General features: G+C 32.2%; 20 protein-coding genes and 1 pseudogene. All 21 read right to left on the bottom strand.

Annotation, left to right across the window (positions count from 1 at the left end; genetic code table 11):
- A pseudogene (locus tag ACIPKN_RS13765) lies at positions 1-1,900 on the bottom strand (BppU family phage baseplate upper protein); the annotation flags it as partial.
- Positions 1,901-1,927: 27 nt separating this feature from the next.
- Entirely contained in the window at positions 1,928-2,356 is a 429-nt protein-coding gene (locus ACIPKN_RS13770) for a hypothetical protein (RefSeq protein ID WP_400936870.1), read from the bottom strand.
- A gap of 75 nt (positions 2,357-2,431) precedes the next feature.
- Positions 2,432-2,830, bottom strand: coding sequence for a hypothetical protein (locus ACIPKN_RS13775; protein WP_400936873.1), 399 nt, complete (start codon positions 2,828-2,830; stop codon positions 2,432-2,434).
- A 150-nt stretch (positions 2,831-2,980) separates the two neighbouring features.
- Complete coding sequence (locus ACIPKN_RS13780) at positions 2,981-6,028, bottom strand: phage tail protein (RefSeq protein ID WP_400936876.1); 3,048 nt, start codon at positions 6,026-6,028, stop codon at positions 2,981-2,983.
- Between the two features lie 16 nt (positions 6,029-6,044).
- Positions 6,045-6,830 carry a distal tail protein Dit gene (locus ACIPKN_RS13785; RefSeq protein ID WP_400936878.1) on the bottom strand — a complete coding sequence of 262 codons (786 nt, stop codon included), beginning with the start codon at positions 6,828-6,830 and terminating at the stop codon, positions 6,045-6,047.
- The gene (locus ACIPKN_RS13790; RefSeq protein ID WP_400936880.1) at positions 6,830-13,276 is read right to left on the bottom strand and encodes a phage tail tip lysozyme; all 6,447 of its coding nucleotides are present in this window, start codon (positions 13,274-13,276) and stop codon (positions 6,830-6,832) included. Before ACIPKN_RS13790 ends, ACIPKN_RS13785 begins: the two co-directional genes overlap by 1 nt.
- A 164-nt stretch (positions 13,277-13,440) precedes the next feature.
- Positions 13,441-14,874 (bottom strand): zinc-ribbon domain-containing protein, encoded by a 1,434-nt coding sequence (locus tag ACIPKN_RS13795; protein WP_400936883.1) that lies wholly within the window; start codon positions 14,872-14,874, stop codon positions 13,441-13,443.
- Positions 14,875-15,222: 348 nt separating this feature from the next.
- Positions 15,223-15,966, bottom strand: a complete 744-nt coding sequence (locus tag ACIPKN_RS13800) for a phage tail tape measure protein (protein ID WP_400936886.1) — start codon at positions 15,964-15,966, stop codon at positions 15,223-15,225.
- A 234-nt stretch (positions 15,967-16,200) separates the two neighbouring features.
- Positions 16,201-18,087 carry a hypothetical protein gene (locus ACIPKN_RS13805; RefSeq protein WP_400936889.1) on the bottom strand — a complete coding sequence of 629 codons (1,887 nt, stop codon included), beginning with the start codon at positions 18,085-18,087 and terminating at the stop codon, positions 16,201-16,203.
- Positions 18,088-18,241: 154 nt separating this feature from the next.
- Positions 18,242-18,751 (bottom strand): hypothetical protein, encoded by a 510-nt coding sequence (locus tag ACIPKN_RS13810; RefSeq protein ID WP_400936892.1) that lies wholly within the window; start codon positions 18,749-18,751, stop codon positions 18,242-18,244.
- A gap of 225 nt (positions 18,752-18,976) precedes the next feature.
- Positions 18,977-19,954: a tyrosine-type recombinase/integrase gene (locus tag ACIPKN_RS13815; RefSeq protein ID WP_400936895.1), complete on the bottom strand. Its 978-nt coding sequence runs from the start codon at positions 19,952-19,954 to the stop codon at positions 18,977-18,979.
- Between the two features lie 44 nt (positions 19,955-19,998).
- Positions 19,999-20,499 carry a hypothetical protein gene (locus ACIPKN_RS13820; RefSeq protein ID WP_400936898.1) on the bottom strand — a complete coding sequence of 167 codons (501 nt, stop codon included), beginning with the start codon at positions 20,497-20,499 and terminating at the stop codon, positions 19,999-20,001.
- A gap of 2 nt (positions 20,500-20,501) precedes the next feature.
- Positions 20,502-20,990, bottom strand: a complete 489-nt coding sequence (locus ACIPKN_RS13825; RefSeq protein WP_400936901.1) for a hypothetical protein — start codon at positions 20,988-20,990, stop codon at positions 20,502-20,504.
- Positions 20,991-21,069: 79 nt separating this feature from the next.
- The gene (locus tag ACIPKN_RS13830) at positions 21,070-22,041 is read right to left on the bottom strand and encodes an Ig-like domain-containing protein (protein WP_400936903.1); all 972 of its coding nucleotides are present in this window, start codon (positions 22,039-22,041) and stop codon (positions 21,070-21,072) included.
- Positions 22,042-22,077: 36 nt separating this feature from the next.
- Positions 22,078-22,836, bottom strand: coding sequence for a hypothetical protein (locus tag ACIPKN_RS13835; RefSeq protein WP_400936905.1), 759 nt, complete (start codon positions 22,834-22,836; stop codon positions 22,078-22,080).
- Positions 22,833-23,378, bottom strand: a complete 546-nt coding sequence (locus tag ACIPKN_RS13840) for a hypothetical protein (RefSeq protein WP_400936908.1) — start codon at positions 23,376-23,378, stop codon at positions 22,833-22,835. Before ACIPKN_RS13840 ends, ACIPKN_RS13835 begins: the two co-directional genes overlap by 4 nt.
- Entirely contained in the window at positions 23,375-24,046 is a 672-nt protein-coding gene (locus ACIPKN_RS13845) for a hypothetical protein (RefSeq protein ID WP_400936911.1), read from the bottom strand. Before ACIPKN_RS13845 ends, ACIPKN_RS13840 begins: the two co-directional genes overlap by 4 nt.
- Complete coding sequence (locus tag ACIPKN_RS13850; RefSeq protein WP_400936913.1) at positions 24,033-24,290, bottom strand: hypothetical protein; 258 nt, start codon at positions 24,288-24,290, stop codon at positions 24,033-24,035. Before ACIPKN_RS13850 ends, ACIPKN_RS13845 begins: the two co-directional genes overlap by 14 nt.
- On the bottom strand, positions 24,287-24,679 hold the full coding sequence (locus ACIPKN_RS13855) for a hypothetical protein (RefSeq protein ID WP_400936915.1): 393 nt from the start codon (positions 24,677-24,679) through the stop codon (positions 24,287-24,289). The genes ACIPKN_RS13850 and ACIPKN_RS13855 overlap by 4 nt, the downstream gene beginning before the upstream one ends.
- Positions 24,680-24,690: 11 nt before the next feature.
- Positions 24,691-25,161: a hypothetical protein gene (locus tag ACIPKN_RS13860; RefSeq protein WP_400936918.1), complete on the bottom strand. Its 471-nt coding sequence runs from the start codon at positions 25,159-25,161 to the stop codon at positions 24,691-24,693.
- A gap of 76 nt (positions 25,162-25,237) precedes the next feature.
- Positions 25,238-26,248: a hypothetical protein gene (locus ACIPKN_RS13865; protein ID WP_400936921.1), complete on the bottom strand. Its 1,011-nt coding sequence runs from the start codon at positions 26,246-26,248 to the stop codon at positions 25,238-25,240.
- Positions 26,249-26,298 lie beyond the last annotated feature (50 nt).

Raw genomic sequence — 26,298 nt, forward strand, 5'->3', positions numbered from 1 at the left:
ATGCCTGTCCTGATGCTATAGAATAGTCACCTAATGCGACTGAATGCAATGCTGATGCTACAACATTGTTACCAAGAGCAACACAGTTACTAGTTTGTGCAGTCGATTTTATTCCAGTAGCAATAGATGAGAATCCTAATGCTTGAGTTGAATCTCCTACAGCCAAAGAATAGTGCCCTCTTGCTATAGAATTTTTACCCATAGCTGTAGAATTGGCACCTCCAGATAAGTTGAATGACCCAAATGCCTGATTGGATCTAGTTGTGGCTCCTTCATACTTCTGTACAATTTGTATAAAGGCGATTGACATGTCAGTTGCATCACTCAACTTAATATCTACTTCATCAGCTACAGTCGTTTTACTTATAGCAATACTGTCAATCCAAGTCCCATCTATTCTCCTTAATGAGACAGGAGAATTAGTATATAATGTTGCTGCATCTTTAACCCGAACTGTCTTTGCAGAACTGTTTTGAGAAAAACATATTCCTGCAAACGTTACAGAGTCAACAAAATTATCGTTACCTATAGCGCTAGATGTAGGAAATGTAATATTGTTTTCTTGATATAGTTTTGCGCTACTTCCTCCAATGACTTTTGCTACACCAGTCACAGGATCAACTTCTAAAGTCTCACCATCAGGTTTAAAATGACCTAACTTTTCAGTAGTCGCAATTTCAGTCAAATGTTCAGTAACTTCTGCTTGCATTCCATCAACTTTTTGATTAATTTCTGTTAAATCTGCATCTTGACCTTTATCACCTTTTTCACCTTTTAAAGAAGCTAACCACTCTTCAGAAGTACCGACAAATCCATTTTCAACTGCTATCTCGTATGCAGATTTACCATCTTCTCCAGTGATACCTGTATCACCTTTTTCACCCTTGATGTTACCAACATTTTCCCATATACCTGTCACTTCTGACCACACATATAATTCACCGTTTACAGTATAAGCATCACCGGGATGTCCAGTAGGAGGGAGTTGCGATTCGTCTGTTAATTTACCTAGAATACTTAATGCCGCACCAGTATCACCTTTGTCACCTTTTGCTCCTTTGCTAGCAAGTAATCTCCATACGTTTGTATTTGAGACAGGTGTATTTGTATTGTCAGTTATCGCAATATAAGTACTTCCATCAACTTCTACTTGATTAAATTTTTTATATGTAACATTTGTATTGTATGATCCAGTGAATTTATACTGATTAATAATGATATTCATATCATCTAAACTTTTTAGGCGAGCTTGCTCGTTGGTGTTACGTATTTGTTCATTTTGGATTCGTGCAACCTCATTAGATTTACGTGTATCTTCAGCATTTCTTCTATCAGTCTCATTTGACTTACGAGCATTTTCATTCACAATCCGTTGTTGTTCATTTGTATTTCTAATTGTTTCAGCTTCATTCGATTCTTCTAGTAAGTCATTTAATTCGTCTTTAATTTGGTTAGCTTCAGTTAAAGTATTTGTTACTTCTTGATTTAGCAATTCTACTTGAGCAATTAAATCTTGAAGGATGCCTATGTAACTTAAATCTTTATCTTTTAAGTGGTCGAATATCCATACTGAGAAAGGTTGAATAGAAACCATAGAAGTACCTGAATAAACGGAGAGAATAGTTTCTAGTTTTCCAACCTCAGACATTTCTACACCAACAAATTTATAAACAATCATGTGTGTCGCTTGATCTAAATAAGGCTCACCGATGATTGTTTGACCTGATGGTAGTCCAAAAGTAATTTCAGCTCTAGTAAAGTCTGTTAAGTCAAACTCTTTACCATCATCAAAAATTCTAAACTTTAATGTTGCTGAATCACCTTGCTTAAAAGTAGGTACAATACTTGTCATTCTACGTTTTACATCTACGTTTAATATGTATTCATTACTAAATGACATTTAAAAAATCCTTTCTTTATGTATTTTTTAATTTTGTCTGTCGTAAAACTTAATTACATTTTCAAATTGCTCACATATGTAATCGTGCGCTTCTGCTAATTCTCCTGAAACTGATATTAATTCTTCATCTAAGAATAGGTTAGCTACAGTCAGTAACATTTCTTTATTAGCTTCATTTAAATCAATATGCATTTCTTCATTCAATAATATATCCATTTCATTTAAATACTCGCTAGTAACTTTAAAATTACCGTTCTCAAATATTTCAATATTACCTGATGCATCTTTGATAGCATATTGATTCTTTAATTCATTTTTCTCTGGTTCAATAATATTAATGTAATGGCTCTGTAGTAAACGATTAAACCTTGTACGTCGTCTAGAAACTGTACCTTTTAAATCCAAATCAAAAAGCATTTTATATGTATTTTCCACATGCTTATTTTTTATTTTCATCAATATATTCTCCTTAAAATATAAATACAAAAAAAGGCTACTCTAAATTGAGTAGCCCATAGTAACCGTTTAATGTTATTTTTCTGGAATTTCAATAATTTCAAGTATACCTTCATCATTTCTATCATCAATGTCATATACGACTAAATAACGCTTACCATCTTCGAATTTAATTGGATGTTCGTTATCTTTCCAAATATGACGTTTACGGAAAATCTGCTTACCATTTGTGAATCCTTTTACTTCTCGTATTCCTGAATAACCTTCCATCATGATCCAAGGGTCTTTCTCCATTACCATAACCCAATTGTCTTTAGTGTAACCTTTACCATTTAGCAATTCTGCGTAGTCTTCTTGTTTGTCATATGTTAGATAAGGCGTTGGCTTCATTTCTGGATATTTTGCATCAGCACTTACTATACCTGCAAATAATAAACCTAAAGATAACATTCCTGCTACTAAAAACTTTTTCATATTAATCTTCTCCTTTATGGGTGTCTATATATTTATATTGTATACTTTCTTAAGGATAAAGTTAACAATTATATTGAAAATATTTTACTTTATTATAGATATAATGGAAGTATGACCGTTTTATTGCAGTATTAGACATTTTGATAATTATCACTTCAGTTCTATATATCCAATTTCGTCATTGAAGCCACGCACATATAGTCTTCCTCCTGAACCACCTTGTGAAGCTCCTCTTGAGCCATTCCATACTAAGCGTGCACCTGCATAATTAGATGTAATAGCACTTTCGCCTTGAATTGTCAAACCACCATATGGAATTTGTACACCTGCATCAGTAGATATTTCAATACCTCTGCTAGAAGACCATGATATTTGATTGCCCATACCTCTACCTCCAAAGCTTATACCTTTTATATTAGAGTCATTCCATTTAGCGCCTAGTTGTATCCAGTTACCAACAGTAACATCATCGCTAATATTAATAGTAGCAGATTCTATATTAGTTCCAGAAATAGTCCCACCAGTAATAGTATTGCCATATATTGTACTTCCTCTTATATCAGTGCCAGTAATAGTTCCACCATTAATTGTATTACCAGTGATGGTGTTCCCTGTTATTGTGCCACCATTTATATTATTACCATTGATAGTGCTACCTGTGATTGTAGTACCGTTAATCGATCCACCATAAATATTATTACCATTGATCGTCGTACCAGTTATTGTAGACGCGTTTATATTTCCACTAAAAGTAGCATTTCCGTATGTATCAATTTCAAACGTTTTTTCACCATAAGAGTTATATCCACGCATACCGTAGTCGTCCATTTTTACGCCACGATTTGAAGAAGTGGATGTTTGAATTAAGAAGTTTTCCTGTGAGGTCATTCTTCCTGAATTAGCATTTAACTCAAATGTTACTCCGCCTGAAGCATTATAGCCTGTTATTCCACTAGACGTTATAACTACCCCTCGATAAGAAGAAGGGGAGGACTTTATAGTTAAATCACCGATAATTTCAACTTGTCCAGTAGACGCATTGACATTAAAAGTACGAACGCCGTTAGAATTAAATGCCCTGAACCCGTTTCCGTCTAATTGAGTACCACGATTAGCACTACTAGATGTTCGAATATCAATTGCGCCATCCATTATATTTACACCGTATTTGTATTGAGAAGTGTTGTCAGGATTTTTATATCTACCAATCTCAACCTTCTTAACTCCGTTTGCATCGAATATTGTTTGAGTTGCTCCATTTATCTCAAATAAACCTAAGTCGCTTTGAATTACCAATTTATTACCAAGTATTAATTTTCCTGCTAATTTTTCAGCGTGAACTCCATTTTTAGAAATAGCCACTTCGACAGAGTTACCCGAATTTTTGGTAATGGCTAGAATCCCATTATTAATAACTAAATATGTATTATCATCTTGCAAGTCATTACTATAGAACCCACGCTCATTCATAGTGTTGGAATTTGCAGTACCGCCAACTAGTACATTCTTTGCAGTGTCAAATTCACTATTTATCATTTGTGTAACTAGGTTATTTGCGTTTACAGCTAAATCAAGCTTATATTTATTCATGTCTACAGAGGTAGAAGTATTATGTGATGAATAAATCATATCAACTAACTTGGAATCATCATCTTTTAAGTCTTTATCATTAGCTATTGTTAATGAAATATCATTGTTATCAAAATCATAACTAATCTCAATAATTTTAGATGATATACTAACGTCCAGAGTTCCTGAAATTAATTTAACAGTATCTCCTAGATTAATCTTGTCTCTATCAGCAACGTATTCCATATCGTTCAGGAAATTAACAACTTTAAATGTCATTGCAATAGCAGGTTCATTAACAGTTTTAAAATGCTTTGTTGCTGCATCTAATAAATCTTGTTCCTCAACAATTGTATCATCAGTAAAATCTTTACCTATTATGTATTTATTTAATTCTAATAAATTATCTCTTGTGAAATTGTTCTCTACTGATAATAAATTACGTAGTGTAGAAATGGCATTTTCAGTACTCTGTATTTCATTTTCTTTAGTGTTAATCTGATTTTTCTTGGTTGTAATTTGTGTATTTTTACTATTAATTCTATTGATAACAGATTGCCAATCAGGTCTTGAAGGTGCTTGCTCATAGTATGTAGCATTTATAACATCTAACTCATTGTTTAGTATCGTAAGTTCTGTATCAAGTACACTCAGTTCTTGATTTAAAGTTGTTAATTCTGCTTTTTTAGTGGATAGAGAAGTTGACAATTCTTTAAACTTAGTTGCATTTTGACTTAGTAGCTTATTGTACTTTAGTAAAGCAATGCATAATGCATCAGTCATATACTCTGAATGCTCTATAACATTGTAGTTATCGTCACACTTGAAAGGGTAGATGTACCAACTGAAATCCTCTAAATAGTTTGATCCAGTAGGAGAGAGAGTCCGAAATTCAAGACCTTCTTCACCATAGCAATACATACGAGTTACAATTTCATCAATATTAATATCAACATTATATGACTCTAGATATTTACCTTTTTTTAATTTCCATCCACGATTTAATCCAATTTTTTCTGGTTTATAAAATGAAACCTTCTGTTTTACAGTGTCAAAATGAATAATTGCATTGAATTTTGTTGCTACATCAAATAGACATTGTAATACTGTTGAATTGTCTGATTGATATGATCGTTTTAGTGCATTAGAATTGTTTACATCAAAATCTACATCAATAAAATCAATTCCCCAATCTGTTTCTTTTAAGAAATCAAATACTAATTGACTTAATGTATATGATGTAGCTTCATATAATTTAATTAATTTGTTATTTAAAAGGTAGCCTAGATTAAATAAATTGTATGAAATAACTTCTTCATTACTTGACATGGATTTATTTTGACTCATGACGACAAAGTATTCTGTAGTACCTTTAAATTGAAATTCAACTAGATAGTAAAGCTTAATATCTGAGATGAGTGGATTTTTAATTAATTCATGATTTCTGTCTATGTAAGATGGGGTAGTGAAAGAAAGTTCGTTTATAGCACCTAGTTTTAGATTTAATTTTAAATTGTATATGTCTTTTAATTTTCGAATTCTACTCTTATCAGGTTTGCACAAGTATATATTAGGAATAATTTCTTTTTTAGATAGTATGTCATCAATATACAATGATAAGATATTCATTCAATTCCTCCTTTCTTTAGTAGTAAATTGGTCTATCTTCATTTAAATATTTATACTCAAGATAAAATTCACAATCAAAATTACCTGTAAAAGTGAATGTTGAAGAAGAATTCCTATCAAAATCCAACCAAACATCATTGTGATTATTATGTAAATATCTATTTAATGACTTTTGAAAACTACTTATAATTTCTTCATTTTCACAATTAACTAAAACAACTTCTTTGTCATATAACCCTGTCAATTTGAATTCTTGATTATTCTCTTCATTCTTTATAGAGATATCACCATCTCCAATTTTTGTAAACTTAAGTTGTGGACGAATAATTGCATCACCTTCATTGTAAAAATACGGTTCTGCTTTTCCACGTACAGATACATAATGTGATATAGGAGGGGAGTAGCTGTATGGTGAATTACATCTGATATTTAAAGTTATATGACCTTCTTGACATCCATTGTGAATAAGCTCACTGTTGCCTTCAATGATTGCATAAAATACTCTATCTAAATTTGATTCAAAAATTAGAGGCTTATAATAATCAGTGAACAACCATCTAGATATGGCTCTCAAATTGTTTCTATCTTTCCATTCTTTAATGAAAAAAGACAAAGAAAAAGAGAGTGGATTGTTTTCCACTCCCATGAAGTATGGTCTATCTTTTCCATTTATCTTATTTTCTCTGATTGAACGATTTGGTAGGAAGGTTTCTTTGTATAATCCACCTCCGTCATTAATCATCACAACTCCGTATTCTTCACTAGACTCTCCATTGTATGTGAAATTTAGAGATTGGTACATTACCATTTACCTCCTTTTTCTCGTCTTATTTTATTTGCGATAGTTGTACCATATGTTTCAGCTTGTTCTTTTGTTGCGTTTATAACATCGCCAAATTGAATTTGGAATACATCACCATTAGAATTTGAATTCTGTGCAATAGGCTGAGGAGAGAACTTAGATAGTATAGGTCTTATACTACTCATAACTCTATCCATTACATCAATAGATTTAAAAAATCCTTTAGTATCAACTTTATTCAGCATAATTTCATTAGGGTGAGCAATAATAGCTTTTCCGCCTTTACCATCCATACCTGTACCAGACCAATTCATGAATCCACCAGTATCTAATGATGCCGCATATTTTTTAATTTGACTTTGTAAAGTTGCATCACCAAACATACCAGAGTTTACGGTCATAAAGTCTTTTAATTGGTTAGCTTGTGACCTACTCATTAATGCAGAAATTGCTCCAAATGAAATATTCTTGTCCAATTTTGACATTCCATTATTACGACCATCTGATGCTAATTTATCAACAGTCGCTTTGACAGAAGTTCTTTGTTTAGTATCTTTAATTTCACTTAATAGGACATCGTTAACGTACTTAGCCATAAGTACTTGCATGTCTCCATTCGTCAAAGTATTACCTAAACCATATTTATCTGTACCACTGACATCACTTCCACTAATAGGTGAACCGTTACCTTTTAAAAAATTATTTATGTATTTCTCATACTGACCACCATAAACAGACTTATTAGCTGTGAAGTATTGATTTAATGCCTCTAACTCAGCAGAAGTCAATCCTTTTACTGCATTGTCAAAAGAGATATTCTTATCGACAGTAGAACCTTCTACTCGTCCTGCACTACCTAATGAGTTACCTGCTGTATGAGCAGATTCTTTTGCAGAGCCAGATAATTGGTTAGCGACATTGTCAGTTAAGAATTTACCTAGAAGTACTTTCATATCTCCTTGAGTTAAATTTCCCTTGGAAGTTCCTACACCAGTACCTTTATTCTCATTAAAGATGTCATTAGGATTAAAATCACCAAAAGAGCCATTTGTACCTACTTGCATAGAATTAAACTCATTTACTAAGCTTATAGCTTCTCGCAAATGGTCGATAACATTTTGACGAATAGATGTACCAACTGATTGCATTGTTCCGTTTAGAGTATCTTCTAGTTCAGGCATTGTGGCAATCATTTCTGCAATATAACCATCAAACTCAGATAGCACTTTGTCAAAGTGACCTGCTAGGATATCTTCACGAATTCTAGCGAATTTACGCTCATCATTTAATAGATCAGTATAATGTTTTTCCCAATACTCTTTTTCACGGTTAATTTTATTGATAGTATTTTCATGCTCTTTGTCTTGAAGTTCAATCTTGCCATTTATCTCATCTTCTTTAGTTTCAAGTAGGTCATTAAGCCCTTGCTTTTGGAGCTCGATGTCACGCTCATGACGTTTTTCAGCAATATCTTTATCAATTTTATCAAGTTGTTCTTGTAACTTTTTACGCTTTTGCTTTGCTTCATTTGATTTATCTAATAGTGTGAGATTGTACTCTGACTGTAATTTGTCACGTTCTTTCTCCATATCACCAATTTGCATATTATAATCACGTTCAGCTTCTTGACGTTCAATTAAGCGTAATTTTTCATCAACGTTTTTACGGAATAAATCCATTTCATCGTTAAGTTGTTTCATGATTTTCTCATGCTTTTCATTTTCACGCTTAATTTCTTCATCAATTGACTTCATATGTTCGTCTTTGCGTTCTTGAACATATTCTTTATGTGCATTGATAAATTTTTCAGCAACATCTTTTAATTGAGATTCATTAGCTTTCTCAACTTGTTTTGTGTACTCTTTTATGGATAAGGTAGCGTTTAAATACGCTAAGTGTTCATCTTCTAACAACTTTTTAACTTCTTTTATTCTTTCAGCAGTAATGTCACGTTGTTTTAATTCTTCAACTAGTGCATCACGAGTTTCAAGATGTTTTTGAGCCATTTTTTCATACTGTTTAAGGATATTCTCAGTGTACTTTTTGTAATCAGCGGAACCTTCTTCATACATTTTACGTATTGCTTCATTTCGGTCAATTTCAAATTGCATTTTGCTAATATCAGCATCAGATTGAGTTTTAATGTTTACAATAATATTGAAATCGCCATTTTGAATTTCTAACTGCAATTGTTTAATTTGGGAGTTTAATTCTGTAACTCTATTTTTAGTGTTTTCTAACGCTTCACCAGATAATTTATTACTCTTAATTAACAATTCAAGATCAGTTAATTCTTGACGATTAATATTCTGTTTTTCTCGTAATTTAGAGTTTATTTTTTCTAGTGTCTGAAGGTAACGTAGCGAAGAGGTGTCAAGTTCTTCAATGGCAATATTTTCGTATTCTAGGAATGTATCTTTTTCTTTACGCAAAACATTATATTTAGTGAATATTTCATCTACTAATGAAACATAAGACTCTAACTTAGATGTATCAATATCTTTAATTGCAAAATCAATTTCACTGTTTACTTTACCTAACTCATGTAAACGCTCAGTATATTCTTCGACAACCTTTGATGTTAAGTTCCCACTACTAATAATATTTTGTAATGCCACAATCTCTGCTTGATTTATTTTCTTCTTTTCAGTTAGAGCATTAATTTGTTTATCCAACTCATCTCGGTACATCTGAGAAGATTTAATCAACTTATTTAAACGATTATCGCTGTTTTCAAGGAATTTATCATAATTGGACTTTTTATGCTCGTAAGCTGAAAGGGTAATATCAATAAGTCGCTTTTCTAAATTAGAGATAGCTTCTTCTTGTTGTAGAATATCAGTATTTAATCCGTTTAAATCAGAATTAGCTTGGTCAATTGCTTGTTGAGACGTATCAATACCGACACCTGCACCACCATTAGTACCTGCAAATTGATTGTAGTATTGGTTGGCAAAATTTTGACGTTTTCCAACAGCCGAACCGCCAGAACGCTCAAATAATCTTTCGAACTCTGAAGCGTGTTGTGAGGATGATAAATCACTTCGTTGTAATGAAGATAATGCTTTTTTCTCACTGTTGTTTAATTCTTTCCAAGCATAATCTAATTGAACCTGTAGATCAGTCCAGGATTTACCTACAGATTTAGCATAGTCTTGTAGTCCTGTTTTTCTTCCACCTAACCATTGGAAGATACCTGATGCACCACTAGATTTATTCACAGCACTTGAATTGAAGTTAGACTCTTGAGCAATGTTGCCCATTAGTCCTGCAATAGCTTTATCGTTTAAACCTTTATTTTTGAAATAATTCCAAACTACTGCTTGTTGACTAGAAGCAGATGGGGTAGTGGCACTGCTAGAACGTATAGCATTCAATGTTGCAGTAGGATTGATTGTTTGACCCTTTGAATTATTTTGTTCGTAATGTAAATGAGCGCCAGTAGAATAACCAGTGTTACCAGATTTACCAATCTGAGTTCCTGCTTGTACTTGATCTCCTAGTTTTACTATTGTTTGATCTAAGTGCGCTAAGATGTGCTTAACGTCATTGTCGTCTTGGATAACTACTAAGTTACCATATGTCCAATCCATCTTTTTACCATTTTTATCTGATGTAGCACTACCTGCTTTAATGACTTTGCCTGATACAGGAGCATCAACGCGAGTACCAGTAGGCATCGCGATATCTACACCGCGGTGATTGTCTGCGCGTGAACCATATGTAGAAGTTATTTTACCTTCATATCCATTAATCTTACCATTTGGAGATTTAACAGAAATATTACCAGTTTGTTGAATTTTACCCGATGCAATCTGAGACTCTATCGCTTTAGCTTGCTTTTGTTGTAATTCTAATTTTTGTTTCTCCAGCTTGATTTGAGTTTCTAATGATTTTTTATATTCACTAGAGTACTCAGGGAATTTTGATTGTATCTTTTGCTGTTTTTCAATTGCTAAATTAAGCTCTTCAAGTTTTTGTTTATACTTGTCAGTTATCCAAATTGATTTCTCTTTTTCAGCATTATTATCCTTTTGAGCTTTAGTATTACTTTTAGTAGATTTAGACGAGTTTTCTATTGCAGTATTGAAGCTATCAATTTTACCAATATTAGTACTAAGGCTCCCAGTTAAGCTACTTAATTCTGCTTTATATCCTTCAAGTGCTTGTTCGATAGGGATTTGTTGTAATCTAACAGCTAATCCTGCCATACCATTAAATGCGCTAACTACTTTAGAAGCAATGGTATTAGCTTTGACATACTTTTCTAGCATATCAATTTCTACTCTTAAATTATTAATACGTGCTCTAGCGCCAGAGGCAGACGCTAATGTAGCTTGTTCTTCAGCACTCAATTTACCATCTCTAGCATTTTTATAACCTTTTAATAGTATTTCGCTTGCTTTATTTTCTGCTTCAATTGCTTTACGTTTCTCATCGGATAAAAAGATTGCTTTACCGTCTTTACCTAATAAGTCAGGGTAAACACTAGACATTTCCTTCATTACAGCTACACGATCATCTAAGATATTTTTAATATCTCGTTCTTTAGATGTTAAATTTTCTTTAGTGTAAATGTCTTGTAGTTGTTTTTGAGTATAGCCTTCTAATTGGTATGTAAGCATATCATATTTAAGTATTAAATCATTTAATGCATCAACACCTGATTGCGATACACCTGCCATTGATTCAGTCGCATCTTTGAAGTCTTTCATTTTTGAAGCTAAGTTATCAACTGATTCAGAAGCACCTTCAGAATCATCGCCAAAAGCTTTCACCTTTGCTCTTGCTTCATCAATACTTACTCCATTTTCTTTGGCTACTTTAGCCAATCTATCATGTTCATTTGATACATCAGATAGCCTTTTTTTGAGAATTTCCATAATTGCAGAAACATCTTCTGCTTTCATTCCACTAGACTTTAAAACATTTGGTAGGGTGGAAAGGAAATCTTCTGCGCTTTTTTTCATATTACCAAATGAATCTTCAGAGGCGTTCTCTAAATCGCTGAAAACTTGAATTAATTCACTAGAAACTTTGGAGAATTGTACTCCTGAGAATAAATTTTCTAAACTATTTTTAACATTATTTAAATCTGACTCATTGACGGCATTCAATAGCTGAAGTGATAGGTTTTTAGCTGTTTCTTTTGCAGATTCATCCAGTTTTGAATTCCTGTTTATTATGTCATTTATTGAATCTGAGTATGTTAATCGCAATGATTCTACATTCTTTATTATATCATTAGTAAGAGGTGATACTGTTTGATAAGTCTCGTTTAAAATATCTAAGAGCTTTGTATAATATTTTACTGATTCTTCATCGCCATTATCATTGGCATCTTTAAGAAGCCCATTAATTTTTGTAATACCGTTTTCAACATCTTTGAATGTTTGATATATTGGCTTACCTTTTTCATCTATGAACCCAATACGTTTTTCTGATGGAATATTATTAATTTTAGCTGAAAGATCTTCTGCTTTTGCTCCACTAGACTTCAAAACATCTAAATAAGAATCTATCGCATCTTTAGAAGCTTTAATTGAATCTTCGTAGGTATCAATATTGTCATCACGTTTTTCTCTAGCTTCAGCTTGTGCAATTTTTTCTTGAATTTCAAGTTGTCTTTGTAGCATTTCAACTCTAACTTTAACTGCATCTGACGACCCAACTACTTTACGTCCATATGTATCTTCGCCTTGAACTAAAGAAGGCATTACTTTGCCTAATTCATCAGCTACTTCTGCGTGTTTTTGAAGAGTAGATTTGGATTTGTCTCCGTTACTCATAACCTTTTCTAACTCAGCATATTCATTTGCTAATTTAGAAATACTATCTTTATTTGACTTATAAGAATCCATTGTTTGCTTTGTTTGAGATTCTAATTCTTCTGCTTTTTGACGAGCATCACCCATTTTACTCATTAACTTTTCTAATGCTACGCCAACTATAATCAATGGGATTCCAACGCCTAAAGAAGCCAAGAATCCTTTCCAAGCAACCCCTAAAGTTCTCGTACTTACTGTAAGCATTTTGTTCCACATGTCTGTACTTTTTTGAGCACCGTTGAACCCTAATAAAGTTGTAGTGGCAATTTTTGCATTAGCACTGAATGTTCTAAAGTTAGAAGATAATGCGAATGTTGCCATTCCTGCTGTACCTAAAACTACAGGAAGTAAACCAACACCATCTACTAATTTAGTTATAACGCCTAAACCACCTGAAGCAACTTGAAGGAAAGCTACCATTCCATCTGTGAGAAAAGCATCTCCGATAGAAACAGCTAACTTTTCAAATTCAACTTTAGTCAAATTGATTCGTGCTTCTAATGATTTCATGTAGATTTCGTTTTCTTTTAAGGCGCTACCTGCGGAATCCTTAGATGTTTCGTACATTTCTCTGTACATTGATTTTGCAGAACCTAAATCATCTAATAACGCTTGCATTCTCGATATGTGATATTTCGATTATACCGCCATTTTCATGGTACTTTAACTCTGCACAAAGCAGACGGTCTAGACTGTATCATTAACTCATAATTCACCTTTAATCACATTCCACTGTTTAATAAGGTGATATAAAAATAGAGTAGGGGAGTTATCCCTACTCATTATAATTTTCCATATTGTTTTTCATAATCTTCTAAGAAAGACCATTTAAACCCTCTAGCTGTCCTGTTGGCATTTTTACAAGCGATTGATATAGATGATGAGCTTTTCAAACACATCGCCTTACTTGCTTCCTCGATAGATTCCCAAACTTTTATTAGACTAGAATCTTTTATTTGGACAACTTTCTTTTTATTTAGTTTACCACTTGAACGAGCACCTTTTTCACCATGTGGAGCATATTCTACAATTCCCATTTTCGCACCTATTTTTAAATATCTAATAACTGTGCTACTTGAAATAGCTAGTTTCTTGCTTATTTCAGTGTGAGTAAGTTCGGTTCTTTTATAAATGTCGCATACTTCATTTACCATAGAATTAAATGATTTTTTATAAACTTTATCCCAATTTACATTCCTAAGATTAAAAAAGTCTGTCATGACACTATTAAGAATTGATTTTTTAATATAATCAAAGTCATTTACTCTACAATCAATTTCAATATAATTTATGATTTTGTTTTGAATAGCAACATTTCTTTTAAACTCATCGTTAAACTGTTCTTCTTGTAGACTTCTACCGTTTTTATAAGGGTTGATTGAATGTTGTGCTCCGTGCGTTTCAATTATCATATTTAATGTAGGTATGTAAAAGTCGTATCTTTTATTGTTTGACCAAGAAAAAGACTTTTGAGAAGTAAAGTTTACATCTAATTGAGATAAAGTTGCACTCATCATTTTCTCTGGTAAGCTAAACCCATCAGAACAGTTAATACAAGGTAATCCTTTTTTAACTATTACTCTAATTTCCTTATTCTTTATCTCTAATCCACAATTAGAACATATCCAATCTGTGCAAAATGTACTTCCATGATGATATTTATATCCTAACGAATCATCTTTTAGTAATACTGCTACATGAGGATGGGTAGTCCATAAATCATTTTCATTAACTATAATTCTTTTGTTTGCACATATCGGACAATTAGAGCCCTTAGTTCTGTCTACGACTCTCATATCCCACTCATGCCCACACTCACCTAACCACCAAACTTTTTTATCATACCCACAAGTGACATCACGAGGTGTTAATTCACCGTTTAATGTTGGATGCCATTGTTCTGCTAAGTCAGGATTAAGTGAAGCTAAAGAGTTGGTTTCATTAACTTTTAATCCTCTACAATAAATACACATTTTACTTCTTATTTTATTTGTTGGCATAGCAATATGTTTACTTTTACACTGTTTGCAAATAAAATTGAATTTCATTTTACTACCTTTTGTTACTTTATAAATATCTGCGTCATTTTCCTCAAAATCCCATTCTTCGAATAGGTGAGGGGAATGCTTTAACATTGTGTTATCTTTTAAATTTACTATTCGCTCCATATCCAAAATTTCACCAGTTTGGATGTTTACATATGTATTTTTACACATAATTTTAAATTACCTCCTACGGTAATTATGTATTTTCCTAAATATATAAAATAGGGAAGTAAAGTTAGGATGCTTTACTTGTAAATTAAGCTAGCTATTTCTTAATCTATCCCTATAGTTAAATATTAACATATTAAATAACTTTATTCAATTTAAAATTACTAATTTTATGTATTTTATCTATTAAATAGTGGAATGTGATTAATTTAAATTATGAGTTACACCTTGTCAGTCGTTCGAGCGTAGTTCTAATGTTTTACGCTTCGGGATTACCTTATCTATTCAGACTTAGGCTTCCCCCGATATTCGGTGTTCAATATAACATCACTGTTATAAGGGGCTATTTTGTTAACCTGCTAAACCTTCCATTACTGAGATACGTTCAGTATCATTTAATTCTTTAACTTTGTTGGCGACGTCAGTATAAACTTGCACAATATCGCGCAGATTTCCTTGCTTATCAGTTAAAGAGACATTTACCATTTTCAATGCATCTTGAGCAGGATCACTAATTAAACGAGGCAACACATTTTTGACGAAGTTACCAATTTCGCTACCTGACTGCTTCGTGCTTGCGGTAACTGTACCTATTATTGCATTAAGTTGGTCAAAATCTAATCCCATTGCTTTAGCTGTAGCACCTGCACGAGATTGACCTTGAGCTAATTTTTCAACTGTAGTCGCATAGTTGTTACTGACGTTGTTCCAACTATCAATAATACCCATAGCTTCAGATGTTTCCTTCTTCCATTGCACCAAAGAAGCTGTTAAATATTCGCTTGCAGATTGACTTGAAATTTCTCCTACATTAGAGGCGACAAGACCTGCATCTGCAAGAGTACCTAACTCAGCACCTTTATATCCTTGACGTGCAAATTCGATATACGCATCTAAAGCTTTACTTATACTTTGCCCAAAAGTCTCTGCTGACTGAGTGGCTCTATCGAATACCGCACCTATATCTGTGCCATTATCTACTACTTTTTGAATAGATACTAATTTTGAATCAATGTCAACTAAAATAGTAGCGAATTCCTTGGCTGTGCGAACCGTACCGTAAAAAATTGTTGATGCCGACCATTTAACCTTCAATATGAATCGTTACTTCATACTCGTCATAAAATTAGACTGCTTATAGTTACCTATAAGATGAGACTATATCTTCAATTCTTATTTAAAAATAAGTATGCTCTCCGTTTCGAATGCCATCAACTTGCATCCTACGTCTTTCGACTAGTCGTTACACGTTCGTACATATGTATTATCACAATAAATATGCTTGCTTCGCTCGGTATTGTCCTACAATGTAGTAGGGGTTTCACCGAATTAGAAGAGTTTATTCTGGACTATGGCATAGTTAATCCAGATTGGGAATTTTTGCATCGCCACACCGAATGCCTCTAATACTCCAGTAGAACCTTTAGAAGCTTGAGTAGATTCAGCGTGGAACTGTTTAACTTTTTCTTTTAATTTATTTATTTCTTTCTGATTATCTTTTAAAGCAGTTGGACTAATGATGTTTAACTTACTAAGCTTCTCAATTTCTTTTCTTAACTCTTCAGCTTTGGATTTATCCATTGTGCGAGGGAAGAGCTTTTCGGTTCTTGTCAATTCTGAATTAAGACGAGAAAGTGAATTTTGCTGTTTTTCAAAAGTATCTAAGTTTTTTTCACTGGTTTTTAACTTATCAAATTTAGTACCCATTTGCGTCAGTAAGTTGTTAACGTTAGCTAAATTACCAGTTTCAATTCTCGATAACGAATCAGAAAATTTATGTATCTCTTTATTGGTAAGTAATCCAGACTCTTTCATTTGTTGTAATAGGTTATTAATTTCACGAGTCTTAGTTTCGAAGTGGTTTAAACTATTGCTATCTTGTCCAAGTTGTCGAATATTCTTAGATGTGTCAGAAATTAATTTATTAAGTGTTTTAATATCTTCAGGAGTATTAATTTTTGTATTGTTGATAGAATCAATATCTGATTTAATCTTACTGAATAATGCATTGTTTGGAGGTATGTTAAAACTATTTGTAACATTTTTTAATTTGTTATTTAATCGTTCAACTTCGTTTCCTATATTCTTAAATGCATTAGAAACTTGAGCATCAAATTGTGTATTTTTAGCAAATTTATTTATTTCTTTATTTAAATTACTTAACTCAGTTACAGTTGTGGCTACTTTTGCATCTTGAGTAAATTTAGCCAAATCAGAGGATGTAATTTTACCTTGACGTTGGAGTAGCTCTAGATTATCAGTAACATCCTTGTATCTACCTTGTAGCTTTATATATGTATTTATTTCTTTTTCAACCGAAGAGAAGTCTTTGTTGGCAGACTTCATGCCTTTAGTAGAATCAAAATTCACACCTGCTAATTTATCTAACTTGCTGATAAACTTATCTACAATTACAGGATCGAAAGCGCTATTTTTATCTTTAGTGAACTGATTTAACTTTTGAGATAATTCGATAGCTTGTTGATTGATGTTAGCCATTGAATTTTGCATCTTGTTTTCATGAGTAGTTTCCTTATTGATACTTCGCATCGACTCTAAAACTTTATTCAGTTCTGTATTATTGATAGAAGAAGAAATGCTACTTCTAAACTTTTCAAATTGCTCTTTAGAAAGTTCACCTTGGCGTGCAAACTTATTTAACTCTTCGATACCCTTAGATACATTCAATTTCAAATCTTTAGAACTAATATCGTGTACAGTTTGACCGACTTGCTTCAAGCCAACGACTAAATTATTTGTATCTAGTATTGGTTTTAGATGAGTTTCCTGAATCTGATTTAAACCAGTTTTAACTCTTGTGACAACAGAATCAATCTTCTCTAATCCTTGTGCGTCTACGACAGTCTTAATTTTGTATTCGCCATTCTGTTGTTTAATATGATTTTTCAATTGATCGAGTGACTTCATCGACTCTACAACATCTCGCTTGATTCCTTGAGATAAAGTAGGGGAGTGCGACTTACCTGTTCCAACACTACTTAGCTCTTGATTTAATTGAGATACTTGCTTTTGTAAAGATTCAATTTCTTTACGCATACTATCGAAGGTACTTCCATTACCTTTTATAGCATTTAATTCAACATCTAATTTTAAATCCTTTTTAATTTTATCTAAGTAAGTTTGGATATTGTTTTTGGACGCTTTGTCACTAACCCCCAATGCAATTAAAAGTTCTATGGGCGAATTTGTAGCCATTTTCATCCTCCTTTATAAATTTACAAAATAAAAAAAGAAGAAGGTAATCGAAAATTTTCACTCAACCTCTTCTGGTGTTTTTCTTAAATTATGTATTTTATTAAATAAAATTAAACAACCTAATCAATTAAGAATAGGTCGTATATTTACTTATTTATTTCTCGTGGAATAGTTTATATTTTCCCATTATGTCTATAACCATCAGCATGTCATTTTTTGCATCAGTAAAGTAATCACTTGCTACAGAACTGTCCAAATTAGATTTAGTATCTAAGTTTTTAATTCTATATTCTGCCCATTGTTTAGTGTTATACAAGAATGAAGAGAAATAATTATCAATTTCTTTTTCTACATTATTTGAAGTGCTATAATTTACTCCATTTAGATACAATAAGTATTTTCTATATAATTCTTTCTTGGTTTCTACATCAGAGTTTCCCAAATTTTTAAGACTCTTATCCATATCAAAGTACTCAGTCATAGTCTCATCTAAGATGGCGTAGTACTCAAGTGAAATCTTTCCTTCCTGAACACCAATAGGGTAGGTAGATAAGTCTACTTTTGGTTCACTGTTAATGCTTACCTTTTCATCATTTTCTTTTCCACAAGCTGATAGGAGGAAAGCAAAGCATAATATTACAATCCACAGTCCGTTAAATTTCATAATTAAACCTCCTAAAATACAATAATATGTAATATAAGGATACCATAATTATGAAGGGTTTATGCATATTTGTTGTTTATCTTTGAATTCATGAAATTCTAATATTAACATGACAGTTAATTTAGAAAACAAAATTATGTATTTCACTAAATAAAATTCTGATTTTACTTAAATAACTCAAGTAATCCCCTATAAAGAGTAGGGGAGTAGTTCAACTATTTAATTTTAAAATGCTCCGTCTGCCAAATCACTTTCATCACGAACAACATAAATTTCAGTCGTTTCGCTACTTTTGTGTCCTAAAATATCTTGAGCAGTTTTAATGTCCTGATTACCATCAACAACAATATGTGTTGCACGAGTACTACGAATTAAGTGAACAAACATGTGTCTACCAATTATTTTAGAAAAAGTATTCGATGTCCAATAGTTAAATGTTGCAGTAGACAATTGACTAACCTTACCGTCTTTTGTTTTATTAACAAATACGTAAGGACAATCATCTTCGCCTCGTACTTCTAACCATTTCTTGATAGCGTCCATTGCTTCATCATCGAATTTTAGTTTTCTAACTAATCCTTCGATACCTTTGCCTTTAGTACGAACATTGTGAGTTAGATAATATTTCTTTTCATTTCCTTCTTTATCTTTTACTCTGTTATAGTCAACCACTTCTTTTAAGAGTTGATGAACTTCGCCTTTACGACAGCCAGATGAATATGTAAACTTCAAGAAAGCCAACATTTGCCATTGCTCTTGTTCTTCTAATGTTTTACAAATCAATTCATATTCTTCTACTGTCAGAGGAATCTTTTCTTTAGCTTTTTCATTTGATACATTAGGAATTTTCTTGTTAAAGATATTTCTAAATAGCTTGTACTCATCTAAATCATCATAAAAGTTCTCCACAAATCCGCATATTGAAGAAACTACTGATCGTTTAAATCTTACTGATCCATTTGCTAATCCTGATTTAATTAAGTAGTTCTGATACTCTAATCCATTTCTAGGCTTTAATTGATGTAGTGGTTTATTTCGTTGAAAATCTTTTACCCAACGGAAAAATATCTTAACTGCTGAATTATATTGATTTAACGTATGCGGCGATAGATGTAATTGATTTAAAAATGATTCTGCAATCTCTTTATTTTCATCATTAACTAATTCCCATTCAGCATCTGTTACTGGTTTAATTTTACTCATTCATTATTCTCCTTTCATAAGAATGAAATAAAAAAGATTTGAAGTTATCTCACTTCAAATCCGATTTTCCTGTATGAACTTTTTATAGCCTCAATTAAGTAACTTGGATTAGCTTCAATTCTAGAAATTGTCTCCTGTATGAATGGTCTTGCTTCGCTCCATTTACCAGTACGATACCAATCTTCGTTAATACCATCATTAATCATGTCAGTAATAAAATGACCTTGCATACTGTCCACTGGTTGTTCATAGATAGGAGAGAAGTGTGCTTGCCCTAAAGTTAAATTTTCAAACAATACTTGAACTTTCCCATTATTAACTTCAACCTTTGTGATTTTCATATTACGAACGTCACTAAGTCCACCGTTATTGCGTCTGCGTTTATACTCAACTGGTATGTATCTTCCATATACAACATCATAAACAGCTTGTGACATTGTTCTTGCTAATACATTTTCGATACCTTTATCTTTAAATACAGTATTAATAATGTTTCCGCGTTCCAAATAACGTTTCAATTGATTCAAGTCTTTAAATTGAACCATGACTATTTACCAATAGTGTTTACGACTTTTAAGTTTTTATCTTCTGATTCTTTTTCTAATTCATTTAAAATATCAGCACCTAATTTAATAATATCGTTGAATCTATCTAGTACATCATGCACCTCTGATGGATCAAACATGTGGTCTAAGAAAATACGATATAATCCAGTTTCCTCCAAAGACTCCTTTGCTTCGAAATGAATATCAAAAGACTTATTATCTAGTTCTTCTTTTAAAGATGTGAAATGTTTGATAATTAGAAATTGAAGGTATTGTAAAGTTCGATCATCATCATTCAATTTATCTAATTTATTTTCTTGACAATATTTAATTGTTATAAGTAATTCATCTAAAAGTTCATTAATCTTTTTTTCCGAAAACTTAGGATAGTAATAGATGAATTCATCATTTTCTTTATCAAGATAAAACTTTTGTTTCTTATGTAATTCTTGTACTCGCTTCTTTACTTCAGCTAATTTTAATTGACTCATATTTAAATTCTCCTTTTCTCCTCAAATAATAAAAAAGAGTAGGGAAGTTAACCCTACTCATAAGTATGTATTTAATTAATTAAGCTACAACAACTTCAATTACGTCTGTATTAGTTCCATCTGAAACTTTAACATTTGTTTCTCCAACTGCCACGCCTGTAATTACACCGTCTACAAAAGTAGCAACGCTCTCATCATCGGATGTGAATGTAAGTGCAGAATTATCCATTACAATATTGCTATACTCTCCGCCTCGAATACCATAAACAGTAACAGTTTCAGTTTCGCCTACGGCAAGAGTAGTCTCACCGATATTTACAGCCAACATTGAAATTGCTACTTTTGTGTTACCGACTGGTTTCCATGTAATATAAGCATAATTGTTGTCATCGTCAGCTAAAGTTTTTCCGTTTAAAGTAAATTGAGATACACCATCATGAGTTAAGTTCATTGATAAGGCTCCGTCTAATTTGTATCGAGGAGCAATAATTTGCTGTTCAAATACCTTATCGCCTTCTGCGCCGAAAATATCAGAAGTAAGCACTAGCTTGTATGCTTTAGGGAATGAGTTAGCAGGAATAGTTAATTTATCAACCAATACATTGTATTGATATACTACTTTCGCTGTTTTATTAGCTAAAGTAGGTACAGTGATTGATTTACCATTCGCATTGATTGTATTATGATTAGAAGCCATTTCAACATATACTCCACCAATTGGCTTATCAGATAGCGTACCTTTACCTGTATCATCAAAAGTAACAGTTTCTTCAATATAATATTTAGACATTTCATTTTTAATTTTTGAACCAGTTTGTAATGCTAGATATGTAGGGGAGAAATCAGCAGCCTCGATTTGGAATGATAATACTTTTTGATAATTATAAGTGAATTGTAATTGCGATCCACGACCTGCGAAAACTTCTTGTTCTTGCATTGTTTGTTCCATTGTAGAACTTAATAGAGCATTACCTTTAACCACTAACGTATCTGATTGTGGGTCAATTAATAAGGCATCTGCTACTGATAAAGCAAATAATTTTTCTGTCATTATAAAATTCCTTCTTTCGTTTATGTATATTGTTATTTAAATACTTATTAAACCATTTTTTGAAGAAATCTGATTAAGTTGTTCTTCAGTCAACACTAAGTCATCATCTGTATTCTTAGTTTCAATTTGATCTAACCAGTGAGGAATTGTAGTTCCTTCTTTAAATGAAACCATGCCTGAATATTGAGCATTTTGAAGAATATCAGCAGATTTAATTAAATCGTATCGCTCTAATTCTTTTCTAAATTGATAAATAGTCATTTTCTTAATATCTTCATAAGAAGACTTTGAAACGCATTTATAAGCAATTATCTGTTGTTCTAAATCAGCCATCTTCTTGTTTCTTTTATTCATAAAAGCTCTAGCTTCACTCTTTGCCTTATCAAATTCACTACCTAAACTTTCATCAGATACATCGATTAAATTCTGCTCTCCAATAATCACTTTAATCTTGTCGAAGTCTTTTTCTCGGATTACAATTTCATCATTAATCACAATCGAGTACTTTTTCTTTTCATCAACATCAAACCTAATATTTTCACTTCTACTAATCAATTTTATAAGCGTTACTAATTTATCGAAGAAGTGCTTGTTACTTTCATCTGAGCTAATGAAAATCACAAATGCCAAATAAGACATTTTGATAATCATTGGTTCTTGAATTGTATTCTTAGGAATCAGTAGGCATTGTACTGCATCATAAAGTTGCTCAATATACTCCATCTGAACAGGGTGGACTGGAATATTACGATAGTATTTTGGATTGCCCCATACATTATCTAAATCAATTTTCATTTGTGAACTCTCTTAGGTGATTCTTGAAGTGAAGTTGTTGCATAGGCTAATTTATAACCGATGAATCCTTTAGGTGTATTATTAATAGGGGAACTAAACGCCAAAATAAAATCCCCAACATCTGTAACTTTGTTGAGGAGTAGTAATTCGTCTAATCTATCGCAAATCCAAGTCATACGGAAGTCCATTATGTCAATATCTACATGTACATATACATCGAAATTATATACTTGATCAGATGCATACGGATTGTCTTGCAATCTTCTTGAAGCATTACTGTAACTCGTTTGAGGTTTACGAGTTCCTGTGTAGAAGCAAATCCTGCACATTTTAGATTCTAAAACTAAATCGTATGTCTTATCTGATGGTATTAAAACTTTTTCAATTATTTTAAATTTATCAGTCATACTTAATATGTCTTTCTTTGATTTATCTAAAGGGTCATCTAATGCATTTTTCGGAACATAATGAAGAAGTCTAAGTAACTCTTCGTCCTTTGATAATTTAATAAATAGTTTCTCTAGTGATTCTTTTAACTTCATTCATAAACCTCCTCACTAGATTTATTTCGTCCTTCACGCTCACCAGTAATTCTTAAAATACCAACTTTATTAATTGAACCTGAAGGGTCGCTCCTAATAATACGATAAGTTTCATTATATAAATCAAATTGCTCGTTTAATTCAATAGAAGGCGCTTCAGTATAAGGGATAGTTACCATTACCTGATTGGCTAATAAGTTCACTGGTTCATTCGCATCTGCTATTGCCGTAGAAGCATCATTCATTTTAACTACACAAGGTAAGCTTATGACTTCTCCTGGAATAGTTTCATAAATAGGTCTATTAAGCTTGTCATAACCTATAATGACTTCCTTGTCTTCTAATTTTACAGGGAACGTTGCACTACAGAGTCTTATCTCTGCTTTCCTATAAATTCTATTATCTTCTGGTTTAGTTACTACAAGCCAATACTCATCGTTATACTCAATCAAATTACCACGTTCAATATCTGCAATATGACCAATTACTTTCATAGCCTCACCATCAGCATCCCATTTCTGACTCATCAATACTTTAGCTAATTTATCATAGTTAATTTTCACATCATAAGATGAGTAACCGTTTAATGAACGATTAAGGAGAAAGAGGGAATCATGTTCTATTTTCTTAGCTACATCGATTTGGTGATAATTACTAAAGTCTCTCAACTTCATCACCCACAATCACTAATTGATAAGGTAATCTCCCAAGATTTCCACTTACGTCTAAAATGTTGTTCTTAATTTCTAATAATTTTTCATCAGAATCTAAAGACTTTCCTATGTAGCTTTCAATTAGATGTAGAGTACAGTTATTTTTTCTTTTGAGAAAATTTAAATATAAATGCACCGGTTCTAGACCATCTATAAAGAAATCATTATCAATGTCAACTTTTATGTTTTTATAATTCATATAAAATCCTCCATTGCATTGAAAATGATTTCGTCTATTAGTTTTTCTTGCTCCTTAACTGAGTTATTCAAAGAATCTAATTGAGTTTTAAAGTTTCTAACTCCTACATCTGCTGCAAATGGATTATATAATTTTTCATAGAAAACTTTTGAATTGATAAGTTGTACTAACTTTATATAGTGTGCAAGTAAAATTAAATCATCTTCGCCAGATAAGCCTTCTACCATTTCAGAAGCATTATTACATATGGCTTTGGTACGCATTCTATTATTAAATAGTCTTAGAGCATTTTGAATAACGGAAGGTATTCTATCTGGATGGGGGAGGTCAACATCTTCTACTTCATAGTTTTCAAGGAAGGATTCCCAAATGTTATCGTATGAGAGCATTTGACCACCTCTTATTCTTCATCAGACTTTAAACGAACCCACTCATTAATGAAATCATTTTTACCTTTAGTCAATCCATCATCTTCGTTTTCATTTAACTCATCAGCAACAGCTTTGATAAATCTTTTTTCAGACTGAGATACAACTTTATTTAACTCTGATTTCATTTTATTAATATTACCTTTTAGCAATTTAATTACTTCCTCTTTTGAGTGAGAGTTTGCTTCGTATTCTTCTACTTCTGGAATCTGATTCTTGATCTCTTCTAGATTAGGTTCTGTTTCTGCGATTTGTAATTCACCATCACGAATCGTAGTTGTATTATAAAGCAGCCAGTCATACAACTCATAAGGTACTTCTTGAGACATTACTTTACCTTTTTCTGCTCCACGCCACACATAACGAAGGTTCTTTAATCCATTATGATAATTGACAATGAAATCACCATAATGCTCACGCTTTAATCGTACTGTTTCATTCATATTTTAATTTCCTCCTAGTTTCCAAAAATAATATTTAATTAAATAAAAAAGAAGAGTAGGGAATAAACCCTACTCATTAAAGTGTTAATGCAGTATCTTTAACATAACCAACGGCATCACCTTGAACAAATTCAATTGCAACTTCTTGGTTAAGGTTGATTTCCACACGTTTAAATTTAGAATCGAATGTAGTATATTGTTCTAATCCACCAAACTCAATAACCTTGAACGGTTTCATACCAACTGCTCCTGCAAACATATAACCTTCATTAACAGGTAATTCTGTTTTAGTGTTTTTAGAACCTGCGACAAATGGGTTTACTAGAGATACCGCACTAGTACGTCCAATAGTTGCTACATTCAAGTTATTTAGTAATTCAGATTTAACGTTATCTGTTAATAAATTTTGGAATGTTGCGTTAGTTGCTTGTTGGAACGCAATTTTGTCAATTAGCATTGTGTCAGCGATAAAGACAGGACGTCCACCGTAACGTTGTAATGTTGAAGCTAATTTATTGTAATCAACGATATCAATGTTAGCTGTAGAAATTACATTTTTAGTAGGAATTGTACCATCTGCAACATACGCATTGAATAATTTAGAAATTGTATTCCAATATAATTGAATTTTAGCATCTGCAACATTGTTCACTAGTTTACGGAAGTATTCAACATCATCTTGAACTAATGACTTCACTTCATAATAAACACCAGTTTGTAATGTAGCAGGAGAAGCAATGCGGGTCTCATCTCCTTCAACTCGAACATGATCAACAGAAGAACCATTTGCAGACCATACAGCTTTAATTTTATGTTCTTTAGGAATAGTATATTTATAAACTGCAACTTGACCTGCATTCTCATAGTCAGCAAGTAATGATAAAATTTCAGTAGCTTTAGGACGAGCAATTTCTTCAGCTTTCCTAACTACTAAGTTATTAAATTGATGTAATTCATGTTGTGAAGGGATACCATTACCAAATACTTCGTTAATGTAGCGTTTTAAATCTACTTCATCTTGATTAGTTGTTGTTTTTTCGTTTAAAACTAACGTGAATAAGTTCTCTAATTCTTCAGTCTTCCACATATGTAAAAATTCCTCATTTCATATTTATGTTATGTATTTTGTTATTTAAA

This window comes from Lysinibacillus sp. NPDC086135 (assembly GCF_044746345.1).
Lineage (GTDB): Bacteria > Bacillota > Bacilli > Bacillales_A > Planococcaceae > Lysinibacillus.

Excerpts from the sequence above, each read along its gene's own strand:
- ACIPKN_RS13770 (WP_400936870.1), bottom strand. The coding sequence starts at position 2,356 with ATGAAAATAAAAAATAAGCATGTGGAAAATACATATAAAATGCTTTTT.
- ACIPKN_RS13810 (WP_400936892.1), bottom strand. The coding sequence starts at position 18,751 with ATGAAATTTAACGGACTGTGGATTGTAATATTATGCTTTGCTTTCCTC.
- ACIPKN_RS13855 (WP_400936915.1), bottom strand. The coding sequence starts at position 24,679 with ATGCTCTCATACGATAACATTTGGGAATCCTTCCTTGAAAACTATGAA.
- ACIPKN_RS13835 (WP_400936905.1), bottom strand. The coding sequence starts at position 22,836 with ATGAAAATTGATTTAGATAATGTATGGGGCAATCCAAAATACTATCGT.
- ACIPKN_RS13780 (WP_400936876.1), bottom strand. The coding sequence starts at position 6,028 with ATGAATATCTTATCATTGTATATTGATGACATACTATCTAAAAAAGAA.
- ACIPKN_RS13805 (WP_400936889.1), bottom strand. The coding sequence starts at position 18,087 with ATGGCTACAAATTCGCCCATAGAACTTTTAATTGCATTGGGGGTTAGT.
- ACIPKN_RS13850 (WP_400936913.1), bottom strand. The coding sequence starts at position 24,290 with ATGAATTATAAAAACATAAAAGTTGACATTGATAATGATTTCTTTATA.
- ACIPKN_RS13815 (WP_400936895.1), bottom strand. The coding sequence starts at position 19,954 with ATGAGTAAAATTAAACCAGTAACAGATGCTGAATGGGAATTAGTTAAT.
- ACIPKN_RS13825 (WP_400936901.1), bottom strand. The coding sequence starts at position 20,990 with ATGAGTCAATTAAAATTAGCTGAAGTAAAGAAGCGAGTACAAGAATTA.
- ACIPKN_RS13830 (WP_400936903.1), bottom strand. The coding sequence starts at position 22,041 with ATGACAGAAAAATTATTTGCTTTATCAGTAGCAGATGCCTTATTAATT.
- ACIPKN_RS13860 (WP_400936918.1), bottom strand. The coding sequence starts at position 25,161 with ATGAATGAAACAGTACGATTAAAGCGTGAGCATTATGGTGATTTCATT.
- ACIPKN_RS13775 (WP_400936873.1), bottom strand. The coding sequence starts at position 2,830 with ATGAAAAAGTTTTTAGTAGCAGGAATGTTATCTTTAGGTTTATTATTT.
- ACIPKN_RS13795 (WP_400936883.1), bottom strand. The coding sequence starts at position 14,874 with ATGTGTAAAAATACATATGTAAACATCCAAACTGGTGAAATTTTGGAT.
- ACIPKN_RS13840 (WP_400936908.1), bottom strand. The coding sequence starts at position 23,378 with ATGAAGTTAAAAGAATCACTAGAGAAACTATTTATTAAATTATCAAAG.
- ACIPKN_RS13785 (WP_400936878.1), bottom strand. The coding sequence starts at position 6,830 with ATGTACCAATCTCTAAATTTCACATACAATGGAGAGTCTAGTGAAGAA.
- ACIPKN_RS13790 (WP_400936880.1), bottom strand. The coding sequence starts at position 13,276 with ATGCAAGCGTTATTAGATGATTTAGGTTCTGCAAAATCAATGTACAGA.
- ACIPKN_RS13820 (WP_400936898.1), bottom strand. The coding sequence starts at position 20,499 with ATGGTTCAATTTAAAGACTTGAATCAATTGAAACGTTATTTGGAACGC.
- ACIPKN_RS13865 (WP_400936921.1), bottom strand. The coding sequence starts at position 26,248 with ATGTGGAAGACTGAAGAATTAGAGAACTTATTCACGTTAGTTTTAAAC.